Raw genomic sequence first — 17,784 nt, 5'->3', positions numbered from 1 at the left:
CTGGGCTCATGACGAGCGGCACGAGTGGCAGTGGCGGTACGGAGACCAGCGGCAGCGGCGACATCGCCCGCACCCTGGAGCTGCTGTGGGACACCGGCCGGCGCCCGAGCCGCGGGCCCAAGCCCACGCTGACCCTGGACCGGATCGTGGAAGCGGCCGTCCAGGTGGCGGACGCCGAGGGCCTGGAGGGCCTCTCCATGCGCCGCGTCGCGGCCGAGCTGGGCACCGGCACCATGTCGCTCTACCGGTACGTCCCCGGCAAGGGCGAGCTGCTCGACCTCATGCTGGACCGGGTCCAGCGCCCCTCGGAGAACCCGGCCGACCTGGGCGACGGCGGCTGGCGCTCGGCCCTGGAGGCACTGGCCCGGGCGACCCTCGCCCTCTACCGCCGCCACCCCTGGCTGCTCCACGTCAACCAGTCCCGCCCGATCCTCGGGCCCAGCGCCCTCGACGGCATGGAGAAGGTCCTCACCCGGATCCGCCCCATGGGGCTGAGCGACCCCGAGCTGGTCTCCGCGATCATCATGATCGACGGGTACGTCGTCGGGGCCGCGCGCACCCAGCTGTACCAGCTGGAGGCGGAGCGCCGGACGGGCCTGACGGACGCCGAGTTCTGGCAGGCGCAGGTGCCGGTGTTGGAGAAGGCCATGGCGTCGGGCCGCTATCCGGTCATGGCGTCCCTGTCCGAGGACACCTTCGGACCGGACTTCGACCACTTCGAGTTCGGGCTGCAGCGCATCCTGGACGGCCTGGAGGTCCTGGTGGAGCGGCGCCACCGCTCCACGGACCCGGCGGCGGGCGGGAGTTAGCCCCGGCGCCTCAGCCTGCGCAGGCCGACCACGACGACCAGGGCGGCGGCAGCGGCGATCGCCCCGGTCTTCAGGCCGCCGCTCAGCCCGTCACCCCCGGAGCCCTCCCCCGAGGAGGACGAACCGCCCTGCGCCGGGGCCGAGTCGGAGCCCCCGGGGGCGTCCTGCGGCTCCACGGGGCTGTCGGCCCCCTCCGCGCCGAACATGAGCTTGGTGCCGTCGGCGGTGTAGGTGACGGACTCCCCCTGCCCCAGGAACGGCACACCGAGCCGCTCCTTCCGCTTGATCCTCCCGCCGTTCCAGTCGTAGGCGACCGCCCCGAAGTAGCTGCGCACGACGAGGTGTTCGCCGTCGGGGGAGAGCGTCGCGTCGGTGGCCTCAAGGTCGGGGACGGCCGCCACGGGCCGGAACACGTTCGTGCCGCCCGGGGTGAGGTCGGCGGGACCCTCGTACAGGTGCCCGCCCTTCTCGTTCTTGTCGACGATGTAGACGCGGCCGGTCTTCGGGTGCACGACGAGCGACTCGGCGTCCCGCGCGCCGTCGGAGTACTTCACGACGTACTGCGTGGCCCGGATCTTCTGGTCCCGCAGGGTCTTCGGCTCGGGCAGCCGGTAGATCCAGACGTGCGGCCAGGTGCCGCCGAGGTTGTCGCCGATGTCGCCGACCCAGATCTCGTTGTCCGGGCCGATGGAGACGGCCTCGACGTCCCGGGGGCTGCCCACGCCGGTCATGGTGATCGTCGCGACCGTCTCGCCCGTCCTGCTGTCGACGGCGTAGAGGTAGGCCCCGTCGTCGCTGTCGTTGTGCGTCCAGTAGATCCCGGGGTGCCGGTGCGAGGCGGCCAGGCCGCTGGACTCGGTGATGCGCGGATCCCTGATCGTGAACTCCCCGTCCCCGTCCCCGTCGGCGGCGGTGGCGGGCACGGCGAGGGCGCCCGTGAGAAGGGCCGCGGCGAGAAGGGTGAAGGGTCTGCGCATGCCCCAAGCCTGCCATCCCGCCGGGCGGTTCATCAGGCGCTCGTCCGGGAGCCCGGCCTCCCGGGCCGGGGCCGGGCGGGGCGCGTGGCCCGACTCACACCCCGTCCGGCGCACTGATCGTCCATGATGAGCGGATGCTCAGGTTCATGCCCGTCGGTGACTCCATGACGATCGGAAGCGCGGGCGAACACACGTGGCGCTACCGGCTGTGGCAGCACCTGTGCCGTACCTACGACGGCCCCTGCACGCTCGTCGGCCCCCGCGAGACGCTCTACGACAAGCTCGCCGGGGCCCCGACGTCGTACGCCTACGCCGAGCCGGACTTCCCCCGGGCGCACCTGGCCGGCTGGGGCGAGGGCTGGCAGCACATGGCGCCGCTGATCGGCGACGCCGTGCGCTCGTGCCGGGCGGACGTCCTGCTGGTCTCCCTGGGCCTGATCGACCTGGGCTTCTACACGAACGCGGAGCAGACCGCCGGCAACGTGCGGGCGTTCACGGCCGCGGCGCGCGCGGCGAACCGGCGGGTGCGCATGGTCTGGCTGCCGGTGACGCCGAACGTCCGGGCCCGGGACGACGCGGCCTTCGCCGGCGAGGTCGCCCGCTTCAACGAGCTCCTCGCCAAGACGGCCGCGGACCTCGACGAACCGGCCTCCCCGATCCTCCTGGCCTCGACCCCGCCCTCGTACGACGTCTCCGCCGACACCTACGACGGAACCCACCCCAACGCGAGCGGCGAACACAAGATCGCGGCGGCCTTCGCCGAGGCGATGCACCAGGGTTGGGACCTGGGCGAGCCCTACAAGGGCTGACACTCCCCGTACAAAAAGCCGCAGACGGGCGGATACCGCCAGGGGCTTACTTCGCCCGGCACGACCAGGTGCGCGGTGTCCGGGCGTGGTGGCGTGCGCGTTCCTCTCCTGCCGGCTCGCGGCTCGGGCCCCCACGCGCGGTGACGTTCACCCCCAGGTGGGGTTTGCCCACCGCCCCGGTTACGTCCCTTCCGTCCCCGCCCTACGGTCCCCCCATGGCGACAGACCCGACCGCCGGGGAACCGGCCCGGCGCGCGGCCGGGCGGTCGGACCGCGCCGCCGGCGACTGCCGCGTCACCCGCCTGGCCTCCTGGAACCGGGCCCGTCTGGAGGCCGAGGGCCTCCTGCTGGAACCGCCGCCCCGGGGCGGACCGCTCATCGGCCCGGCCCACCGCTCCCCCGCCGGCGAGGAACTCCTGCGCGAGGCGAGGGACCTCCTGCGCGCGCTGCTGTGCGACGAGCCGCCGGCGGCGGCCGGCCCCCTCCGCGTCACCACCCTCACGCTCACGCTCCCCCGCGACAAGGCCCACACCCTCGCCTTCCTGCTGCGCGCCGCCACGGGGATCGGCACCGTCGGCGGCGCCGCGCACCTGCTCTTCCGGGTCGAGTACGCGGAGGTGGCGGACCACTCGGTGGGCCGTGCCGTCACCGCCTGCCTGCGGCTGGTGAACGACCTGGAGGTCAACGAGCCGGAGCTGTACGGCCGTGCGGAGAACGCGGGGGAAGACCCGCCCGCCTAGGGCGCTTGCTTGGAGCGCACTCCAAGACGTTGGCTTGGTCGGCATGGAGTACACGCAGCTCGGACGCACGGGACTCAAGGTCAGCCGGCTCGTCCTCGGCACCATGAACTTCGGTCCGCAGACCGACGAGGCCGACAGCCACGCCATCATGGACGCGGCGCTGGACGCGGGCATCAACTTCTTCGACACCGCCAACGTCTACGGCTGGGGCGAGAACAAGGGCCGTACCGAAAGCATCATCGGCACGTGGTTCGCCAAGGGCGAGGGCCGGCGCGACAAGGTCGTCCTCGCCACGAAGGTCTACGGCAACATGGGCGCCGACGGCCCCGCCTGGCCGAACCACGACAAGCTCTCCGCCGTCAACATCCGCCGGGCCGTCGACGCCAGCCTCAAGCGGCTGCAGACCGACCACATCGACGTCTACCAGTTCCACCACATCGACCGGGACACCCCGTTCGAGGAGATCTGGCAGGCGATCGACGTCCTGGTCCAGCAGGGCAAGATCCTCTACGTCGGGTCGTCGAACTTCCCCGGCTACAAGATCGCCCAGGCCAACGAGATCGCCGCCCGGCGCGGCGGGACCATCGGGCTGGTCAGCGAGCAGTGCCTGTACAACCTCGCCGAGCGCCGCGCCGAGATGGAGGTCATCCCGGCCGCGCAGGAGTACGGGCTCGGGGTCATCCCGTGGTCGCCGCTGCACGGCGGCCTGCTGGGCGGCGTCCTGAAGAAGGAGGTCGAGGGCGGGCGCCGCGCCTCCGGCCGCGCGGCCGACGCCCTCAACGACCCCGCCACCCGGGCGCGGATCCAGTCCTACGAGGACCTGCTCGACAAGCACGGCGTCGAGCCCGGCGAGGCCGCCCTGGCCTGGCTGCTCACCCGCCCCGGCGTGACCGGCCCGATCGTCGGCCCGCGCACCGCCGAGCAGCTCGCCTCCGCGGTCCGCGCGGCCGAGCTGGAGCTGTCCGAGGAGCTGCTGACCGGCCTGGACGAGATCTTCCCGGGCCCGGGCCCGAGCCCGGAGGCCTTCGCCTGGTAGCCCCGTCAGGGACGCGGGGCCGGTCCGGCGTGCGGCTCCGCCGCGTGGGCGCGACCGGCCCCGCAGCCCTACTTCCCCAGCACGGAAGCCAGGGCGACGACGAGGAACATCAGCACGAGCACACCGGCCATGATCCGGTTGCGGGTTTTCGGGTCCACGGCACCGAGCCTAACCGGCACCCCCGAGTGCCCAGCGCCCGACCGCCTCGTACCGGGGCTGCTCGCCCGGCACCCCCGACACCGGCAGGTTGCTCCGCACCAGCGCCAGCGCGTCCACGGTCCAGGTCCGGCCGGTGAATCCCCCGAGGGCGTCCAGGTACGGCCGCACGTCCCGGGTCTCCCGGCTGCGGGCCACGGTCAGGTGGGCCGTGTACCGCCGGTGCTCCTTCATCGGCACCCCCGCCTTGCGCGCCGCGGCCTCCGCCCGCTCGGCGAGCAGCCGCAGCGTCGCCACATCGCCCTCGGCCCCGGCCCACAGCGCCTTGCCGTGCCCGAACTGCCCGCCGCCGCGCACGGCCAGCGCGAAGGGCGCGGTCCGGTGGGCGGCCCGCTCCAGGCGCGCCGACAGCCCGGGCACGAGGGCGTCGTCGACCTCGCCGTAGAAGGCGAGCGTGAAGTGCCACCCGGGCCGCCCGGTCCACCGCATCCCGTCGGCCCCGGGCAGCGCGCGCAGCTCGTCGACCACGGACCCCAGCTCACGGCACACCTCGTCGGGGGGCAGAACGGCGGCGAAGAGTCTCATGGCACCAGTCTGCCCGCCCCCGTCGCGACGGTCCGGCATGCCCTGGTCGCCGTGCGTATCGTTGTACTGCGCGGCCGTATCCATCGTCGGGTGCGGCCGGGGAGGAGCGCCACGATGACCGTCCTTGACGACAGGATCGAGATGGCCGAGGAAAGCGGCGAGCTGACTCTGGACGTCATGTTCGAGTGGCTCGAGAAGATGCCGATCCCCGAAGGCACCAAGGTGGAGGTCGTCGGGGGGAACATCTTCATGTCACCGCAGCGCCAGACGCACTTCGAGATCATCTTCGGCATCCTGGAACAGATGCGCGCCACGTACCCGCTGCAGCGACTGGCCTCGGACGTACGGGTCGACTTTCCCGGACGCCTGAACGGCTTCGCCTGCGACGTGGCGGCTTTCAGGGACCGCTCGGTGAAGGACCGCAACGGACGTTGGCGCTACCAGGACGTCGAGTTCGTCGCCGAGGTCATCTCCAAGGACACCGCCGGAAACGACTACGGCCCCAAGAAGGCGGCCTATGCCCAGGCGGGAGTGCCCGTGTACCTCGTCGCCGACCCGTACACGGGCATCTGCCATGTCTATACACGGCCCCACAAAGGTGACTACGCGACCGAGACGAAGGTGCCCTTCGGAGACGAGGTCGACCTGACCGGCACCGTGGTCGGCCTCGTCCTGTCCACCGACGAGTTCCCCCGGGACTGAACCCCCCTCACGCCGCCGGAGCCAGCTCCTCCGTGCGGTCCCGGGGGACGAAGCGCACGCGGGGGTGCCCGCGGTGCCAGCCGACCGAGAGGCGGAGGTTGCCGACGCGGGCCAGGATCAGGCCGATCGCGGCCGCGGCCGCCACCGCCACCGCGCCGCCCGCCGCGAGGCCGACGCGCGCGCCGTAGGTGTCGGTGATCCACCCGACGATCGGGGCGCCGACCGGGGAGCCGCCGAGGAAGACCATCATGTAGAGGGCCATGACACGGCCGCGCATGGCCGGGTCGGTGGACATCTGGATGCTGGTGTTCGTCGTGACGTTGACGGTCATGCCGAACAGGCCCAGCGGGATCATGAGCAGGGCGAACATCCACAGGGTGGGGGTGGTCGCGGCCAGGATCTCCAGGGCGCCGAAGGCCGCCGCCGCCACGATGAGCAGCCGCAGCCGGGCCGTGCCCCGCCGCGCGGCGAGCAGCGCGCCCGCGACCGAGCCGACCGCCATCAGCGTGTTGAACAGGGAGTAGGCGCCGGCCCCCGCGTGGAAGACGTCGTCCGCGAAGGCCGAGAGGTAGACGGGGAAGTTGAAGGCGAACGTGCCCACGAAGCCGACCAGGACGATCGGCCAGATCAGCTCCGGCCGGCCGGTGACGTAGCGGACGCCCTCGCGCAGCTGCCCCTTGCCCCGCGGGGCGCGCTCGACGGCGTGCAGCTCGCGGGCGCGCATCAGCAGCAGCCCCGTCAGCGGCGCGATGAAGGACAGGCCGTTGAAGAGGAAGGCGTAGCCGGTGCCGACGCCGGTGATCAGCAGGCCCGCGACGGCGGGGCCGACCAGGCGGGCCGACTGGAAGTTCGCCGAGTTGAGGCTGACGGCGTTCTGCAGCTGGCCCGGGCCGACCAGCTCGGAGACGAAGGACTGGCGGGCCGGGTTGTCGACGACGGTGGCGAGGCCGACCGCGAAGGCGGCGACGTACACGTGCCACACCTGGACGTGCCCGGTGAGCGTGAGGACGGCCAGGGCGATCGCCGTGAGCGCCATCGCCGACTGCGTCACAAGCAGCGTGGGCCGCTTGCGCAGCCGGTCGACGAGAACACCGCCGTAGAGGCCGAACAGGAGCATCGGCAGGAACTGCAGGGCGGTCGTTATGCCGACGGCGGCGGAGGAGCCGGTGAGGCTGAGCACCAGCCAGTCCTGGGCGATGCGCTGCATCCACGTGCCGATGTTGGAGACGACCTGCCCCATGAAGAACAGGCGGTAGTTCCGCACCTTCAGGGAGGAGAACATCGAGGACTTGCGGACGGCGCGGTCGCCGGAGGCGGGTGTCGCGGGGGCGGGCGGGGAGTCGTGGGGTTCAGGTGCGGGGGCGGAAGCTGTTCCGGGTCCCGAACTCAAAGGGTTCGCCTCCTTGGTGCATACGGCTTACAGGTGCGCGAGCTTCTCCAGCACGGGGGCGGCGGCACGCAGTTTCGCCCACTCGTCCTCGTCGAGGTTCTCGGCCAGCGTGGCCAGGAACGCGTTCCGCTTGGCGCGGCTCTCCTCGAGCATCGCCTCGGCCTGCTCGGTCCGCGTCACGACCTTCTGGCGCCGGTCCTCGGGGTGCGGCTCCAGACGGACCAGTCCCTTGGCCTCCAGCAGCGCCACGATGCGGGTCATCGACGGCGGCTGGACGTGCTCCTTGCGGGCGAGCTCGCCCGGTGTGGCCCTGCCGCACAGGGACAGGGTGCCCAGCACCGACATCTCGGTGGGGCTGAGCGACTCGTCGACCCGCTGGTGCTTGAGACGGCGGGAGAGCCGCATCACGGCGGAGCGGAGGGAGTTCACGGCGGCTGCGTCGTCGCCATGGCTGAGGTCCGGCATGTTCTTTAGCGTAACTCATTACTCTCGCTAAATACCACCGGGAACACACGGAAGGCCCGTGACGCCCGCCACTGAACCGTGACATCACTCATATGGGTGATCCCGGAGGGGAACGTGACACACCGCACCGAACGGTGCCGCGACCCTCATGGTCATGGGGACCAGCGTGCTCAGCCTGCGAATAGACCACGACCTGCTCGAACGGCTCCGGCACCATGCCGCCAAACGAGGAATGAGCGTCCAGGACTATGTCGTCCGGACGCTCATTCGAGATGACTTCGACCAGCGGTTCCAGGCCGCCGTCGAGGAGACGGAGAGGTTCTACGGCTCACCCGGCTCCGAGGACGAGGATCAGGTCAGACCCAGCGCCGGCATCAGGTAGTAGAAGGCGAACACCGCCGCCACCGCGTACATCGCCGACGGCACCTCCCGGCCCCGCCCGGCCGCCAGCCGCAGCACGACGAAGGTGATGAAGCCCATGCCGATGCCGTTCGTGATCGAGTAGGTGAAGGGCATCATCAGCATCGTCACGAACGCCGGGATCGCGATCGTGTAGTCGGCCCAGTCGATCTCCTTCACCGAGCCGGCCAGGATCAGGAAGCCGACCGCGACCAGAGCGGGGGTGGCCGCCTGGGACGGGACCATCGTGGCGACCGGGGTCAGGAACAGCGCGACGGCGAAGAGAGAGCCGGTGACGACGTTCGCCAGACCGGTCCGGGCGCCCTCGCCCACACCCGCCGTGGACTCCACGAACGCCGTGGTCGCCGAGGAGGAGCTGGCACCGCCGGCGGCGACCGCGAGGCCGTCGACGAACAGCACCTTGTTGATGCCGGGCATCTGGCCCTCGCCGTCGGTCAGCTTCGCCTCGTCGGAGACGCCCATGATCGTGCCCATCGCGTCGAAGAAGCACGACAGCAGCACGGTGAAGACGAACAGCACCCCGGTCAGCACGCCGACCTTCTCGAAGCCGCCGAACAGGCTGACCTGCCCGACCAGCCCGAAGTCCGGACTGGCGACCGGGTTGCCCGGCCACTTGGGCGCGGTCAGACCCCAGCTCGGCACCTTGGCGACCGCGTCGATGACCATCGCGACGACCGTCATGGCGACGATCGAGATCAGGATCGCGCCCGAGACCCTGCGCACGATCAGGGCCATGGTCAGCAGGACACCCAGCACGAAGACCAACACGGGCCAGCCGTTCAGATGCCCGTCGCCGCCGAGCTGCAGCGGGACGGTGGTCTGGGCGACGTCGGGGATCCGGGAGACGAAGCCGGCGTCGACCAGCCCGATCAGCATGATGAACAGGCCGATACCGATGGAGATGGCCTTGCGCAGCCCGTAGGGCACGGCGTTCATCACGCGCTCGCGCAGCCCCGTGGCGACCAGCAGCATCACGACGAAACCGGCCAGCACCACCATGCCCATCGCGTCCGGCCAGGACATGCGCGGGGCGAGCTGCAGGGCGACGACCGAGTTCACGCCGAGACCGGCGGCCAGCGCGATCGGGACGTTGCCGATGACTCCCATGAGCAGCGTGGTGAGCGCCGCGGTCAGGGCCGTCGCGGTGACCAGCTGTCCGTTGTCCAGCTGGTGGCCGTACATGTCCTTCGCGCTGCCGAGGATGATCGGGTTCAGCACGATGATGTAGGCCATCGCGAAGAAGGTGGCGAGACCGCCGCGGATCTCGCGGGGCACGGTGCTGCCCCGCTCGGAGATGCGGAAGAAGCGGTCGAGGGTCGTGGGCCCGGCTCCCGGCTGTTCAGGGGCGGGGACCTTGGCGGGAGCCGAGGAGGACATGTGTTTGGAGTTTCCTACGAAGAGAAGTGGTCAGACACAAACCGTTTCAGTATGAACATATAACGCCTCCCTCGGCCATCTCCGCGCGTAGACCTGTGCGCCTCGTAAGCTGTCCCTCATGGCGAAGTGGACCCCCCGACACGAGGCGCCGGAGCCCCTGGAGGGCCCCGTGGTCGCCACCATCACCGGCGGCACGATCCTGTGGTTCGTCCTCTTCCTCGTGCAGCTCCCCTTCTACGGCTGGTTCGACGACCGCGGGCACACGTGGTGGATCTGGACCTGCCTGGCCGGCGGCGGCCTCGGCCTCATCGGCATCTACTACGTCCGCAGGCGCGACGCGGCACTGAAGCGGGCAGCGGTCCAGGACGAAGCCGCGTAGAACGACGCACCCGCACCCACCGCCGTCCGGCAGGACACACCCCCACCCCCTCCCTACGCTCGGAAGGAGGCGGCGAGTCGTGTCGCGGCCCTCGCGCGCGCAGCCGCCCCACAGGTGAGGAGCGCAGCCATGACGACGCAGAACGACACGGCCGAGGCGGACCGCGCGCTGAAGACCAAGCACCGGGCGATGTGGGCCCAGGGCGACTATCCCTCCCTCGCGGCCGAAGTCATCCCCGGCCTGGGAGCGGCCCTGGTCGAGGCGTGCGGGGTGCGGCCCGGCCAACGCGTGCTGGACGTCGGCGCCGGCGCCGGCAACGCCGCGATCCCGGCCGCCCTGGCCGGCGCGGACGTCGTCGCCTCCGATCTGACGCCCGAGCTGTTCGAGGCCGGGCGACGGGCGGCCGAGCAGCGCGGGGCGCGGCTCACCTGGCAGGAGGCCGACGCCGAGGCCCTGCCCTTCGGCGACGCGGAGTTCGACACCGTGCTGTCCTGCGTGGGCGTGATGTTCGCCCCGCACCACCAGCAAGCCGCCGACGAACTCGTCCGGGTCTGCCGCCCGGGCGGCACCATCGGCCTGCTGAGCTGGACCCCCCAGGGGTTCATCGGACGGATGTTCGCCACCATGAAGCCGTACGCGCCCCCGCCCCCGCCGGGCGCCCAGCCGCCCCCGCTGTGGGGCGACGAGGACCACGTACGCGCTCTCCTCGGCGACCGGGTCACGGACCTGCGCGCCGAGCGGCGGACCGTCCGCGTCGAGCGCTTCGACACACCGGAGACGTTCCGCGACTACTTCAAGGAGCGCTACGGCCCCACCATCACCGTCTACAAGAGCCTCGCCGACGCCCCCGAACGGGCCGCCGCCCTGGACCGCGACCTGGCGGACCTCGCCCGCGACGCCGGCCTCGGGACGGGCCCGGACGGGGCGGCCCTGGACTGGGAGTACCTGCTCTGCACCGCCCGCCGGGCCGGCTGACACCCCGCGCGGCAGCGGGGACAGCGACGTACAACTGCCGTACGACCACGGCACGAAGTCCCTCCTTCCCAGGTCGGATCTTCGCCGCATTCAGCGGGTGAAGCGTCACAACCGCACGTACCGTCGAAGGCATGACGCATCTCGACGCGGGTGCCCGGCCCGACTCGGCGGGTCCGGTGACGGTCACCTCACGCGAGACCGGCCTGACCGGTGCTCAGGTCGCCGAACGGGTGGCACGCGGTCAGGTCAACGACGTACCGGTGCGCAGCAGCCGGTCCACCGTCGACATCGTCCGGGCCAACGTCTTCACCCGCTTCAACGCGATCATCGGCGTGCTGTGGCTGATCATGCTGGTGGTCGCGCCGATCCAGGACAGCCTGTTCGGTTTCGTGATCCTGGCCAACACCGGCATCGGCATCGTCCAGGAGTGGCGGGCGAAGAAGACGCTGGACTCGCTCGCCCTGATCGGCGAGGTGCGGCCGACCGTGCGCCGGGACGGGGCCGCGGGACAGGTCAGCACGTCCGAGATCGTCCTGGACGACCTGATCGAGATCGGGCCGGGCGACAAGGTCGTCGTCGACGGCGTCTGTGTCGAGGCCGACGGTCTGGAGATCGACGAGTCGCTGCTCACCGGTGAGGCCGACCCGGTCGTCAAGCGCCCCGGCGACCCGGTGATGTCCGGCAGCTTCGTGGTCGCGGGCGGGGGCGCCTTCCAGGCCACGAAGGTCGGCCGTGAGGCCTACGCGGCGCAGCTCGCCGAGGAGGCCTCCCGGTTCACGCTCGTCCAGTCGGAGCTGCGCTCGGGCATCTCCACGATCCTCAAGTACGTCACCTGGATGATGGTCCCGACGGCGATCGGCCTGATCATCAGCCAGCTGCTGGTGAAGGAGAACGCCTTCGACGACTCCGTCGCCCGCACGGTCGGCGGCATCGTCCCCATGGTCCCCGAAGGGCTCGTGCTGCTCACCTCGGTCGCCTTCGCCATCGGCGTGATCCGGCTGGGCCGCAAGCAGTGCCTGGTCCAGGAGCTGCCCGCGATCGAGGGACTGGCCCGGGTCGACACCGTCTGCCTGGACAAGACCGGCACCCTCACCGAGGGCGGCATGGACGTCACCGAGCTCAGGCCGCTGCAGGGCGCCGACGAGACGTACGTACGGAAGGTGCTCGGCGCGCTCGGCGAGTCCGACCCGCGGCCGAACGCCTCGCTGCAGGCGATCATCGACACCTATCCGGCCGTGGAGGACTGGCGCTGCACGCAGGCGCTGCCGTTCTCCTCGGCCCGCAAGTACAGCGGCGCCGCGCTCAGCGAGGGCGACGGGCAGAGCGGCACCTGGCTGCTGGGCGCGCCGGACGTGCTGCTGTCCGAGGACGATCCGGCGCTCGCCGAGACCGGGCGGCTGAACGAGCAGGGGCTGCGCGTGCTGCTGCTGGCCCGGGTCGAGCGGGACCTGGACGATCCCGAGGTGGCGCGGGGCGCGCGGCCCACCGCCCTGGTCGTGCTGGAGCAGCGGCTGCGGCCGGACGCCGCCGACACGCTGCGCTACTTCGCCGACCAGAACGTCAGGGCCAAGGTCATCTCCGGGGACAACGCCGTCTCGGTCGGCGCGGTCGCCGCCAAACTCGGGCTGTCCGGGACCACCGTGGACGCCCGCAGGCTCCCCGCCGACCAGGACGGGATGGCGGACGCCCTGGACGACGGCACGGTGTTCGGGCGGGTCACCCCGCAGCAGAAACGGACCATGGTGGGCGCGCTGCAGTCCCGCGGGCACACCGTCGCGATGACCGGTGACGGGGTGAACGACGTGCTCGCCCTGAAGGACGCCGACATCGGCGTCGCCATGGGCTCGGGCTCGGAGGCGACCCGGGCGGTCGCGCAGATCGTGCTGCTGAACAACAGCTTCGCCACGCTGCCGTCGGTGGTGGCGGAGGGCCGCCGGGTCATCGGCAACATCACGCGGGTGGCGACCCTGTTCCTCGTCAAGACCGTCTACTCGGTGCTGCTGGCCGTGCTGGTGGTCTGCTCCCAGGTCGAGTACCCGTTCCTGCCGCGCCATCTGACCCTGCTGTCGACGCTGACCATCGGCGTCCCGGCGTTCTTCCTCGCGCTCGCGCCGAACAAGGAGCGCGCGAAGCCGAACTTCGTACGGCGGGTCATGCGGTACGCGATCCCCGGCGGGGTCGTGGCGGCGGTGGCGACCTTCGCGACGTATCTGATCGCCCGGGAGCACTACACGGGCGCGCAGGCGCTGGACGCCGAGACCAGCGCGGCGACGCTCACGCTGTTCCTGATCTCGATGTGGGTGCTGGCGATCATCGCCCGGCCGTACACCTGGTGGCGGATCGCGCTGGTCGCCGCGATGGGCGGGGCGTTCCTGCTGGTGCTGGTGGTGCCGTGGCTGCAGGACTTCTTCGCGCTGAAGCTGGTGGGGATGACGATGCCGTGGACCGCGGTCGGCATCTCGGTGGTGGCGGCGGCCACCCTGGAGTTCACGTGGAAGTGGGTGGACCGCCGCTTCCCGGCCTAGCCGGACTTACTGCACGTCGACGAAGTCACCCGTGGCGTTGACCGCCGGGGTGGTGGTCGTGCCCGCGAAGGACCAGCGGAAGTAGCCGTCGGTCGACGCCGTGGTCGTGGTCTTCAGCTCACCCGTGCTGTTCGACTTGATGGTCTTCAGCGTGGTGTAGGTGTTGCTGCCCTTCTTGCGGAACTGCAGCTTCACCGACTGGTTGGTGTAGCCGTGGTACTTGTTGTCGTCCCAGTTGGCGCGGGACAGCTTGCCCGTGACGGTGATGGTCTTGCCCTTCTTCACCGGCTCGGGCGAGGCGTTGACCGTCAGCTTGGAGTAGCGCTGGAGCTTGAAGGAGTTCGTCGGGTCCTGCACCTTGACGCCGACGTTGTCCAGGTTCGGGTTCTCCGGGTCCTCGCCGTTGAACGCGACCGCGAACGCCGCCGCCTTCCAGGAGCCGGCGTCCTCGTTCAGCAGCGCGAACGGGTCGATCTCGACGGTGGCCTTGCAGCTGGCGACGGTCGCGGAGGAGTCCGTGCAGGTCGCGTCGTTGCTGTCGAAGAAGAAGATGCTGTCCTCGAACGAGGCACCGCGGTACAGCTCGACACCCGCGAAGAAGTCCGCGGCGTGGATGTTCACTTCCGCGCCGTGGGTCAGCGTGAAGGACACGGGGACCTTGACGAGGTTGGTCGTGCCGACGGCGATGTTCTTGCCGTTGTTGACCTTGACCGAGGAGAAGGTCGCGTTCAGGGCGTACGGCAGGCCGTCCTCGGCGGCGGCGAAGGCCGACCGGCCGGAGTCGGCGTGGATGACCTCGCTGGCGGCGGCGATGTCCGCGGGCACCTTCGGCTCGGCGGCCTGGGCGGCCGGCACGGCGAGGGCGGAAAGGGCCAGGGCGCCGGTGACGGCGGCCACGGTGGCTCGGATACGCATGCGTTCTCCAGGTGGAGAGGGACCCCGGTGCTCGTCGTCGGCTCTCGGGGCCCAAGTGATCGTGGAGTCTGTTGACTCACGTGATCAGATTCGCGAACAGGTCGCTTGGTTGTACGACAGGTGAAAAATATGTGCGGTATTTTTCACCGGCCGGGTGAACGCCGTCACCGGCTCAGTCGAACCACCGGTCCCGCGCCAGCTCCTGCGTACGGGACGGGTCCTCCAGCAGCGCCGCCACCTCGAACCGCCGCGGCCACTGCCCCGCCGCCCAGGCCAGCCCCGCGGCGACGCCCTCCAGGGTCGCGGCGTGCAGGACGCCGTCGTCCGTGAGCCGCCAGTCGATCTCCACGCCGTCCACGACGAGTTCGTCGTGCTCCAGATAGGTGGCCGGGGTCCGCCGGCCGAGCAGCACCCGCACCGGCTCGGGCACCTCGTGCTCGGCGCCCTCGGAGGTGACCTGACCGGTGACGGACTCGCTCAGCCGCCGCACCTGGAACAGTTCGGCCAGCTCGGCGGCGCGCGACGGCCGTACCGGGAGCAGCGGGACGCCCTCGGTGAAGGGCAGCAGATCGGGCGAGTCGCACACCACGGCGTCGGCCGCGTCCACGACCTCCACCCGGCCGTCGACCACGGCCCGCAGCTCGTCCGGCAGGGTCACCTGCTCCGGGTCGAGCTCGGCCAGCGCGCCGTACAGGGCGTGCAGCTGAGCCTCCGTGACCTCGCGCTCGGGGTCGGCGAGCCGGTCGAGCAGCTCGGCGGCGCCGCCGGGCTCGTCCAGCAGCGCGGCGACCGAGGTGCGCACGCCGAGCGCCCGCAGCACCTGCTCGTCCTCGAAGCCGGTCGCGTCGGCCTCGTCGTAGAGGCCGCGCAGCAGCGGGTCACCGCCTGCGGCGCGCAGGCCCGCGGGGCGGCGGCCGTCCAGCACCGGGTTCCCGCGCAGCCACCAGGCGGTGTACGGGCGGACGACCTCGTGCGTGCCGTCGTGCAGCAGGATCCGCACGGGCTGCACGATCGCGTCCCTGAGCGGCGGCCGGGACAGCAGCGCCAGCGCCCGCGCCCACTTGTCCTCGTCCACCAGGTCCAGATCCCGTACGGCGACGAGCTCGGTGGCGACCGGCGGCACGGGGCTGTCCGGGAAACGGTCGAGGACGTCCTCGCACCACACGTCGACGGCGTCCAGCAGGCCCGCGTCGTCCGGCTCGGCGAAGTCGCCCTCGCGGGGCTCCAGTTCGTCCGGGTCGAGGACGACGTCGGTGGCGCGGACGAGCGCGAAGTCCACCAGGACACCGCAGGCGGCCAGGGGCTGCTCGCCCCACTTCGTGGCCAGCTCGGCGTCCACGGCGGCCAGTTCGCCCTCCCGCATGACCTGCGCGAAGGGGCCACCGGGGAAGACCAGTTCGCAGGCCGGGGCCGGTTCGCCGTCCTCGTCGGGCAGGGCGAGCGCGCCGAGCCAGGGCTCGTCGCCGGGCTCCAGGCCGGCGTCCCGCACCAGGGCGAGCACGGTGTCGGCCAGCTCCTCGGCGTCGAGGGCGTCCTCCTCCCAGTTCACCGGGCCCTCGTCGTCGAGCGACGCGGCGACGGCGGCCCGCACCTGCGGGGTGGTCAGGACGGCCCGCGGGGTCGCGGGCAGCGCGCCCAGCTTCTCCAGGATCGGGTGGGCGGCGTCCGGGTGGGCGACCTTCAGACCCAGCCGGGCCAGCACCTCCGGGTCGATCCGGACGCCGTCCGCACCGGGCAGCAGCACCTGCCGGGGCCCGATGGTGGTCCGCCCGTCGGCCAGCGGCACCGGCAGACCGGACAGCCGGTCCGGGTCGACCCCGGCCAGGCTGTCGTAGAGCCGCCGCCACCAGGCCGGGTCCTTCTCCAGGCCGGCCAGCCGGTCGATCGCGTCGGTGAGCGGAACCCGGGCGACCGCCAGGGTCCGCAGCTCCGGGCGGCGTTCGAGGCCGGCGGGCAGCAGGGTCGGCAGCACCTCGGCGAGGACCCGTACGGTGTCCGCGCCTGCGCCCTCGACGAGCTCGGCGTCCCGCGGCCGCAGGGATTCCGGCAGGTCGTCGCCGTCCTGGGGCGGGACGGCGGGCGGCAGGAAGGACGTGCGGGGCAGCCGCTCCAGGACGGCCTGGCGCAGGGCGCCGTCCAGTTCGCCCTTGCCGAGCGGCCCGGGCACGAGGTCGACGATCCCGGCGGACACCGGGCGCCACTCGCCCAGCAGCTCCGCGTAGGCGTCGGCCGCGCGCTGGACGAGGAAGTCGGTCAGCGGGCCAGGGGCGGCGTGCCGGCGGGTGGAGTCCAGCGGGAACGACGCGATGAGCAGGGCGGGCACGCCGAGCGGCTCGTCGCTGGGGGTCGGGGCGTGCACGACCGGGGTGGTGCGCGGCCGGACCGGGCTGCCGTCGCTGTCCACAGGGACGGCCCAGGTGACGGACCAGTGGGGCCGCAGCCGCTCCTCGACGGGCCGGTCGGCGAGCAGGTCGGGCGTGAGGGGGCCGTTCGCGGCGGCGGTGCGCCAGTGGGTGACGCCCTCGGCGGAGTCGTCGACGACGGTGAAGGGGCCGTCGGTGCGGCGGGTGAGGGTGCGGGGCTGCCCGTCGCCGATCTCGACGACGAGTTCCTCCAGACCGGGCAGGGCGAGCAATAGGGCGTCGTCGACGGCCCGCAGCAGCCGCTCGGCCAGGTCGGCGGCGGCCGTGTCCCGCAGCGGCAGGATGACGGCGGTGTCGTACGGGCCGGGGGCGGTGCCCTCGGCGGCGAACGGCAGTCGCAGCAGCGGCACGTGCCCGTCCCGCCGGCGGATCTCGTCGCCGAGGCCGGGGCTGTGCCGGGCGGTGTCTGCGGCCAGTTCGCGCGCCTCGGCGAGGGACCAGCGGACCCCGCCGTGCCGGCCGACGACGGCGGGCTCGTCGGTCACGGACAGCACGGCGGCGAAACCGACGCCGAACCGGCCGATCGAGGGCGTGTCCCGCTTGGCCGACGCGCGCAGCGTGGACAGCGACTCGACGCCGGCCGCGTCCAGCGGGGCACCGGTGTTGGCGGCCACGAGCACCCCGTCGCGCAGGGTGAGGCGCAGCCGTCCCGGCACTCCGGCCCGGGCCGCGGCGTCGGCGGCGTTCTGGGCGAGTTCGACGACGAGCCGGTCCCGGTAGCCGCCGAGGACCAGGTCCTCCTCGGCGTTGGCGTCCTCGCGGAACCGGGCGGGGCTGGTGGCCCAGGCGTCCAGGACTCCGCGCCGCAGACGTGCCGTGCCGAACGGGTCGGCACCTTCGGCGGCCGGGCGCACGAACTTGCTCACGTTGACTCTCCTCATCGGCGGCGGGGGCCGTGAGGTCGAAGGTACCGCGCCCCGGAGGGGCCGCCGGACCAGGTGCGGGCGCCACCCCGGCCACCGAGCGGCCCGTGCCGATCACCACCGGGCACAGCCGCGGGGCAACTCCTCACGGCGGCCTCGGCCGGACACAACGCAGGCCGAAGAAGCCAACGACCGGCCGCCGGGCCGCGGACGCAGCGGGGGCCGTGAGGTCGAAGGT

At 72.0% G+C, this 17,784-nt stretch carries 16 protein-coding genes; 9 read left to right on the top strand and 7 right to left on the bottom strand.

The window, feature by feature from the left end; translation table 11 throughout:
- Nucleotides 1–8: 8 nt before the first annotated feature.
- Nucleotides 9–809: a TetR/AcrR family transcriptional regulator gene (locus tag CHR28_RS30400; protein ID WP_094056925.1), complete on the top strand. Its 801-nt coding sequence runs from the start codon at nucleotides 9–11 to the stop codon at nucleotides 807–809.
- On the opposite strand, the gene CHR28_RS30395 is transcribed toward CHR28_RS30400, so the two are convergent.
- Complete coding sequence (locus CHR28_RS30395; protein ID WP_094056924.1) at nucleotides 806–1,786, bottom strand: hypothetical protein; 981 nt, start codon at nucleotides 1,784–1,786, stop codon at nucleotides 806–808. The genes CHR28_RS30400 and CHR28_RS30395 overlap by 4 nt on opposite strands.
- 134 nt (nucleotides 1,787–1,920) lie before the next feature.
- Here CHR28_RS30395 and CHR28_RS30390 point away from each other — a divergent pair, with 134 nt between their 5' ends.
- From CHR28_RS30390 to CHR28_RS30380, 3 genes are all read left to right on the top strand, one after another.
- Entirely contained in the window at nucleotides 1,921–2,595 is a 675-nt protein-coding gene (locus tag CHR28_RS30390; protein ID WP_094056923.1) for a GDSL-type esterase/lipase family protein, read from the top strand.
- 215 nt (nucleotides 2,596–2,810) lie between these two features.
- On the top strand, nucleotides 2,811–3,335 hold the full coding sequence (locus tag CHR28_RS30385) for a hypothetical protein (protein ID WP_094056922.1): 525 nt from the start codon (nucleotides 2,811–2,813) through the stop codon (nucleotides 3,333–3,335).
- Nucleotides 3,336–3,378: 43 nt separating this feature from the next.
- Nucleotides 3,379–4,371: an aldo/keto reductase gene (locus tag CHR28_RS30380; protein ID WP_094056997.1), complete on the top strand. Its 993-nt coding sequence runs from the start codon at nucleotides 3,379–3,381 to the stop codon at nucleotides 4,369–4,371.
- Nucleotides 4,372–4,539: 168 nt separating this feature from the next.
- Here the strand turns inward: CHR28_RS30380 and thpR are convergent, their stop codons facing one another.
- On the bottom strand, nucleotides 4,540–5,112 hold the full coding sequence (gene thpR, locus CHR28_RS30375) for an RNA 2',3'-cyclic phosphodiesterase (protein WP_094056921.1): 573 nt from the start codon (nucleotides 5,110–5,112) through the stop codon (nucleotides 4,540–4,542).
- Between the two features lie 114 nt (nucleotides 5,113–5,226).
- Between thpR and CHR28_RS30370 the strand changes: the two genes are divergently transcribed.
- A complete protein-coding gene (locus tag CHR28_RS30370; RefSeq protein WP_094056920.1) occupies nucleotides 5,227–5,814 on the top strand; it encodes a Uma2 family endonuclease in 588 nt (195 codons plus the stop codon).
- A 7-nt stretch (nucleotides 5,815–5,821) separates the two neighbouring features.
- Here CHR28_RS30370 and CHR28_RS30365 read toward each other — a convergent pair whose 3' ends face one another.
- Both CHR28_RS30365 and CHR28_RS30360 read right to left on the bottom strand, forming a co-directional pair.
- Nucleotides 5,822–7,204 carry an MFS transporter gene (locus tag CHR28_RS30365; RefSeq protein WP_094056919.1) on the bottom strand — a complete coding sequence of 461 codons (1,383 nt, stop codon included), beginning with the start codon at nucleotides 7,202–7,204 and terminating at the stop codon, nucleotides 5,822–5,824.
- Between the two features lie 27 nt (nucleotides 7,205–7,231).
- A complete protein-coding gene (locus CHR28_RS30360; protein ID WP_094056918.1) occupies nucleotides 7,232–7,669 on the bottom strand; it encodes a MarR family winged helix-turn-helix transcriptional regulator in 438 nt (145 codons plus the stop codon).
- A 148-nt stretch (nucleotides 7,670–7,817) separates the two neighbouring features.
- On the opposite strand from CHR28_RS30360, the gene CHR28_RS30355 reads away from it, so the two are divergent.
- Nucleotides 7,818–8,051 (top strand): ribbon-helix-helix protein, CopG family, encoded by a 234-nt coding sequence (locus tag CHR28_RS30355; RefSeq protein ID WP_094056917.1) that lies wholly within the window; start codon nucleotides 7,818–7,820, stop codon nucleotides 8,049–8,051.
- Here the strand turns inward: CHR28_RS30355 and CHR28_RS30350 are convergent.
- On the bottom strand, nucleotides 8,021–9,466 hold the full coding sequence (locus CHR28_RS30350; protein WP_094056916.1) for an NCS2 family permease: 1,446 nt from the start codon (nucleotides 9,464–9,466) through the stop codon (nucleotides 8,021–8,023). The genes CHR28_RS30355 and CHR28_RS30350 overlap by 31 nt on opposite strands.
- Before the next feature lie 118 nt (nucleotides 9,467–9,584).
- On the opposite strand from CHR28_RS30350, the gene CHR28_RS30345 reads away from it, so the two are divergent.
- The 3 genes from CHR28_RS30345 to CHR28_RS30335 all read left to right on the top strand — a co-directional run bounded on the left by CHR28_RS30345 (nucleotide 9,585) and on the right by CHR28_RS30335 (nucleotide 13,345).
- Nucleotides 9,585–9,845 (top strand): DUF2530 domain-containing protein, encoded by a 261-nt coding sequence (locus CHR28_RS30345; RefSeq protein ID WP_094056915.1) that lies wholly within the window; start codon nucleotides 9,585–9,587, stop codon nucleotides 9,843–9,845.
- 129 nt (nucleotides 9,846–9,974) lie between these two features.
- Nucleotides 9,975–10,820, top strand: a complete 846-nt coding sequence (locus tag CHR28_RS30340; RefSeq protein ID WP_094056914.1) for a class I SAM-dependent methyltransferase — start codon at nucleotides 9,975–9,977, stop codon at nucleotides 10,818–10,820.
- A 131-nt stretch (nucleotides 10,821–10,951) separates the two neighbouring features.
- Nucleotides 10,952–13,345 (top strand): cation-translocating P-type ATPase, encoded by a 2,394-nt coding sequence (locus CHR28_RS30335; protein ID WP_094056913.1) that lies wholly within the window; start codon nucleotides 10,952–10,954, stop codon nucleotides 13,343–13,345.
- A gap of 6 nt (nucleotides 13,346–13,351) precedes the next feature.
- On the opposite strand, the gene CHR28_RS30330 is transcribed toward CHR28_RS30335, so the two are convergent.
- Together CHR28_RS30330 and CHR28_RS30325 are read right to left on the bottom strand one after the other, a co-directional pair.
- Nucleotides 13,352–14,260: a hypothetical protein gene (locus CHR28_RS30330; protein WP_179272608.1), complete on the bottom strand. Its 909-nt coding sequence runs from the start codon at nucleotides 14,258–14,260 to the stop codon at nucleotides 13,352–13,354.
- A gap of 172 nt (nucleotides 14,261–14,432) precedes the next feature.
- Nucleotides 14,433–17,549 (bottom strand): sacsin N-terminal ATP-binding-like domain-containing protein, encoded by a 3,117-nt coding sequence (locus tag CHR28_RS30325; protein ID WP_094056912.1) that lies wholly within the window; start codon nucleotides 17,547–17,549, stop codon nucleotides 14,433–14,435.
- Nucleotides 17,550–17,784 lie beyond the last annotated feature (235 nt).

This window comes from Streptomyces sp. XY006, from assembly GCF_002237655.1.
GTDB classification, from domain to species: Bacteria; Actinomycetota; Actinomycetes; order Streptomycetales; family Streptomycetaceae; genus Streptomyces; species Streptomyces levis.
This window is presented reverse-complemented; position numbering and strand designations above follow the sequence as displayed.

Excerpts from the sequence above, each read along its gene's own strand:
- CHR28_RS30400 (WP_094056925.1), top strand. The coding sequence starts at position 9 with ATGACGAGCGGCACGAGTGGCAGTGGCGGTACGGAGACCAGCGGCAGC.
- CHR28_RS30395 (WP_094056924.1), bottom strand. The coding sequence starts at position 1,786 with ATGCGCAGACCCTTCACCCTTCTCGCCGCGGCCCTTCTCACGGGCGCC.
- CHR28_RS30390 (WP_094056923.1), top strand. The coding sequence starts at position 1,921 with ATGCTCAGGTTCATGCCCGTCGGTGACTCCATGACGATCGGAAGCGCG.
- CHR28_RS30385 (WP_094056922.1), top strand. The coding sequence starts at position 2,811 with ATGGCGACAGACCCGACCGCCGGGGAACCGGCCCGGCGCGCGGCCGGG.
- CHR28_RS30380 (WP_094056997.1), top strand. The coding sequence starts at position 3,379 with ATGGAGTACACGCAGCTCGGACGCACGGGACTCAAGGTCAGCCGGCTC.
- thpR (WP_094056921.1), bottom strand. The coding sequence starts at position 5,112 with ATGAGACTCTTCGCCGCCGTTCTGCCCCCCGACGAGGTGTGCCGTGAG.
- CHR28_RS30370 (WP_094056920.1), top strand. The coding sequence starts at position 5,227 with ATGACCGTCCTTGACGACAGGATCGAGATGGCCGAGGAAAGCGGCGAG.
- CHR28_RS30360 (WP_094056918.1), bottom strand. The coding sequence starts at position 7,669 with ATGCCGGACCTCAGCCATGGCGACGACGCAGCCGCCGTGAACTCCCTC.
- CHR28_RS30355 (WP_094056917.1), top strand. The coding sequence starts at position 7,818 with ATGGTCATGGGGACCAGCGTGCTCAGCCTGCGAATAGACCACGACCTG.
- CHR28_RS30350 (WP_094056916.1), bottom strand. The coding sequence starts at position 9,466 with ATGTCCTCCTCGGCTCCCGCCAAGGTCCCCGCCCCTGAACAGCCGGGA.
- CHR28_RS30345 (WP_094056915.1), top strand. The coding sequence starts at position 9,585 with ATGGCGAAGTGGACCCCCCGACACGAGGCGCCGGAGCCCCTGGAGGGC.
- CHR28_RS30340 (WP_094056914.1), top strand. The coding sequence starts at position 9,975 with ATGACGACGCAGAACGACACGGCCGAGGCGGACCGCGCGCTGAAGACC.
- CHR28_RS30335 (WP_094056913.1), top strand. The coding sequence starts at position 10,952 with ATGACGCATCTCGACGCGGGTGCCCGGCCCGACTCGGCGGGTCCGGTG.
- CHR28_RS30330 (WP_179272608.1), bottom strand. The coding sequence starts at position 14,260 with ATGCGTATCCGAGCCACCGTGGCCGCCGTCACCGGCGCCCTGGCCCTT.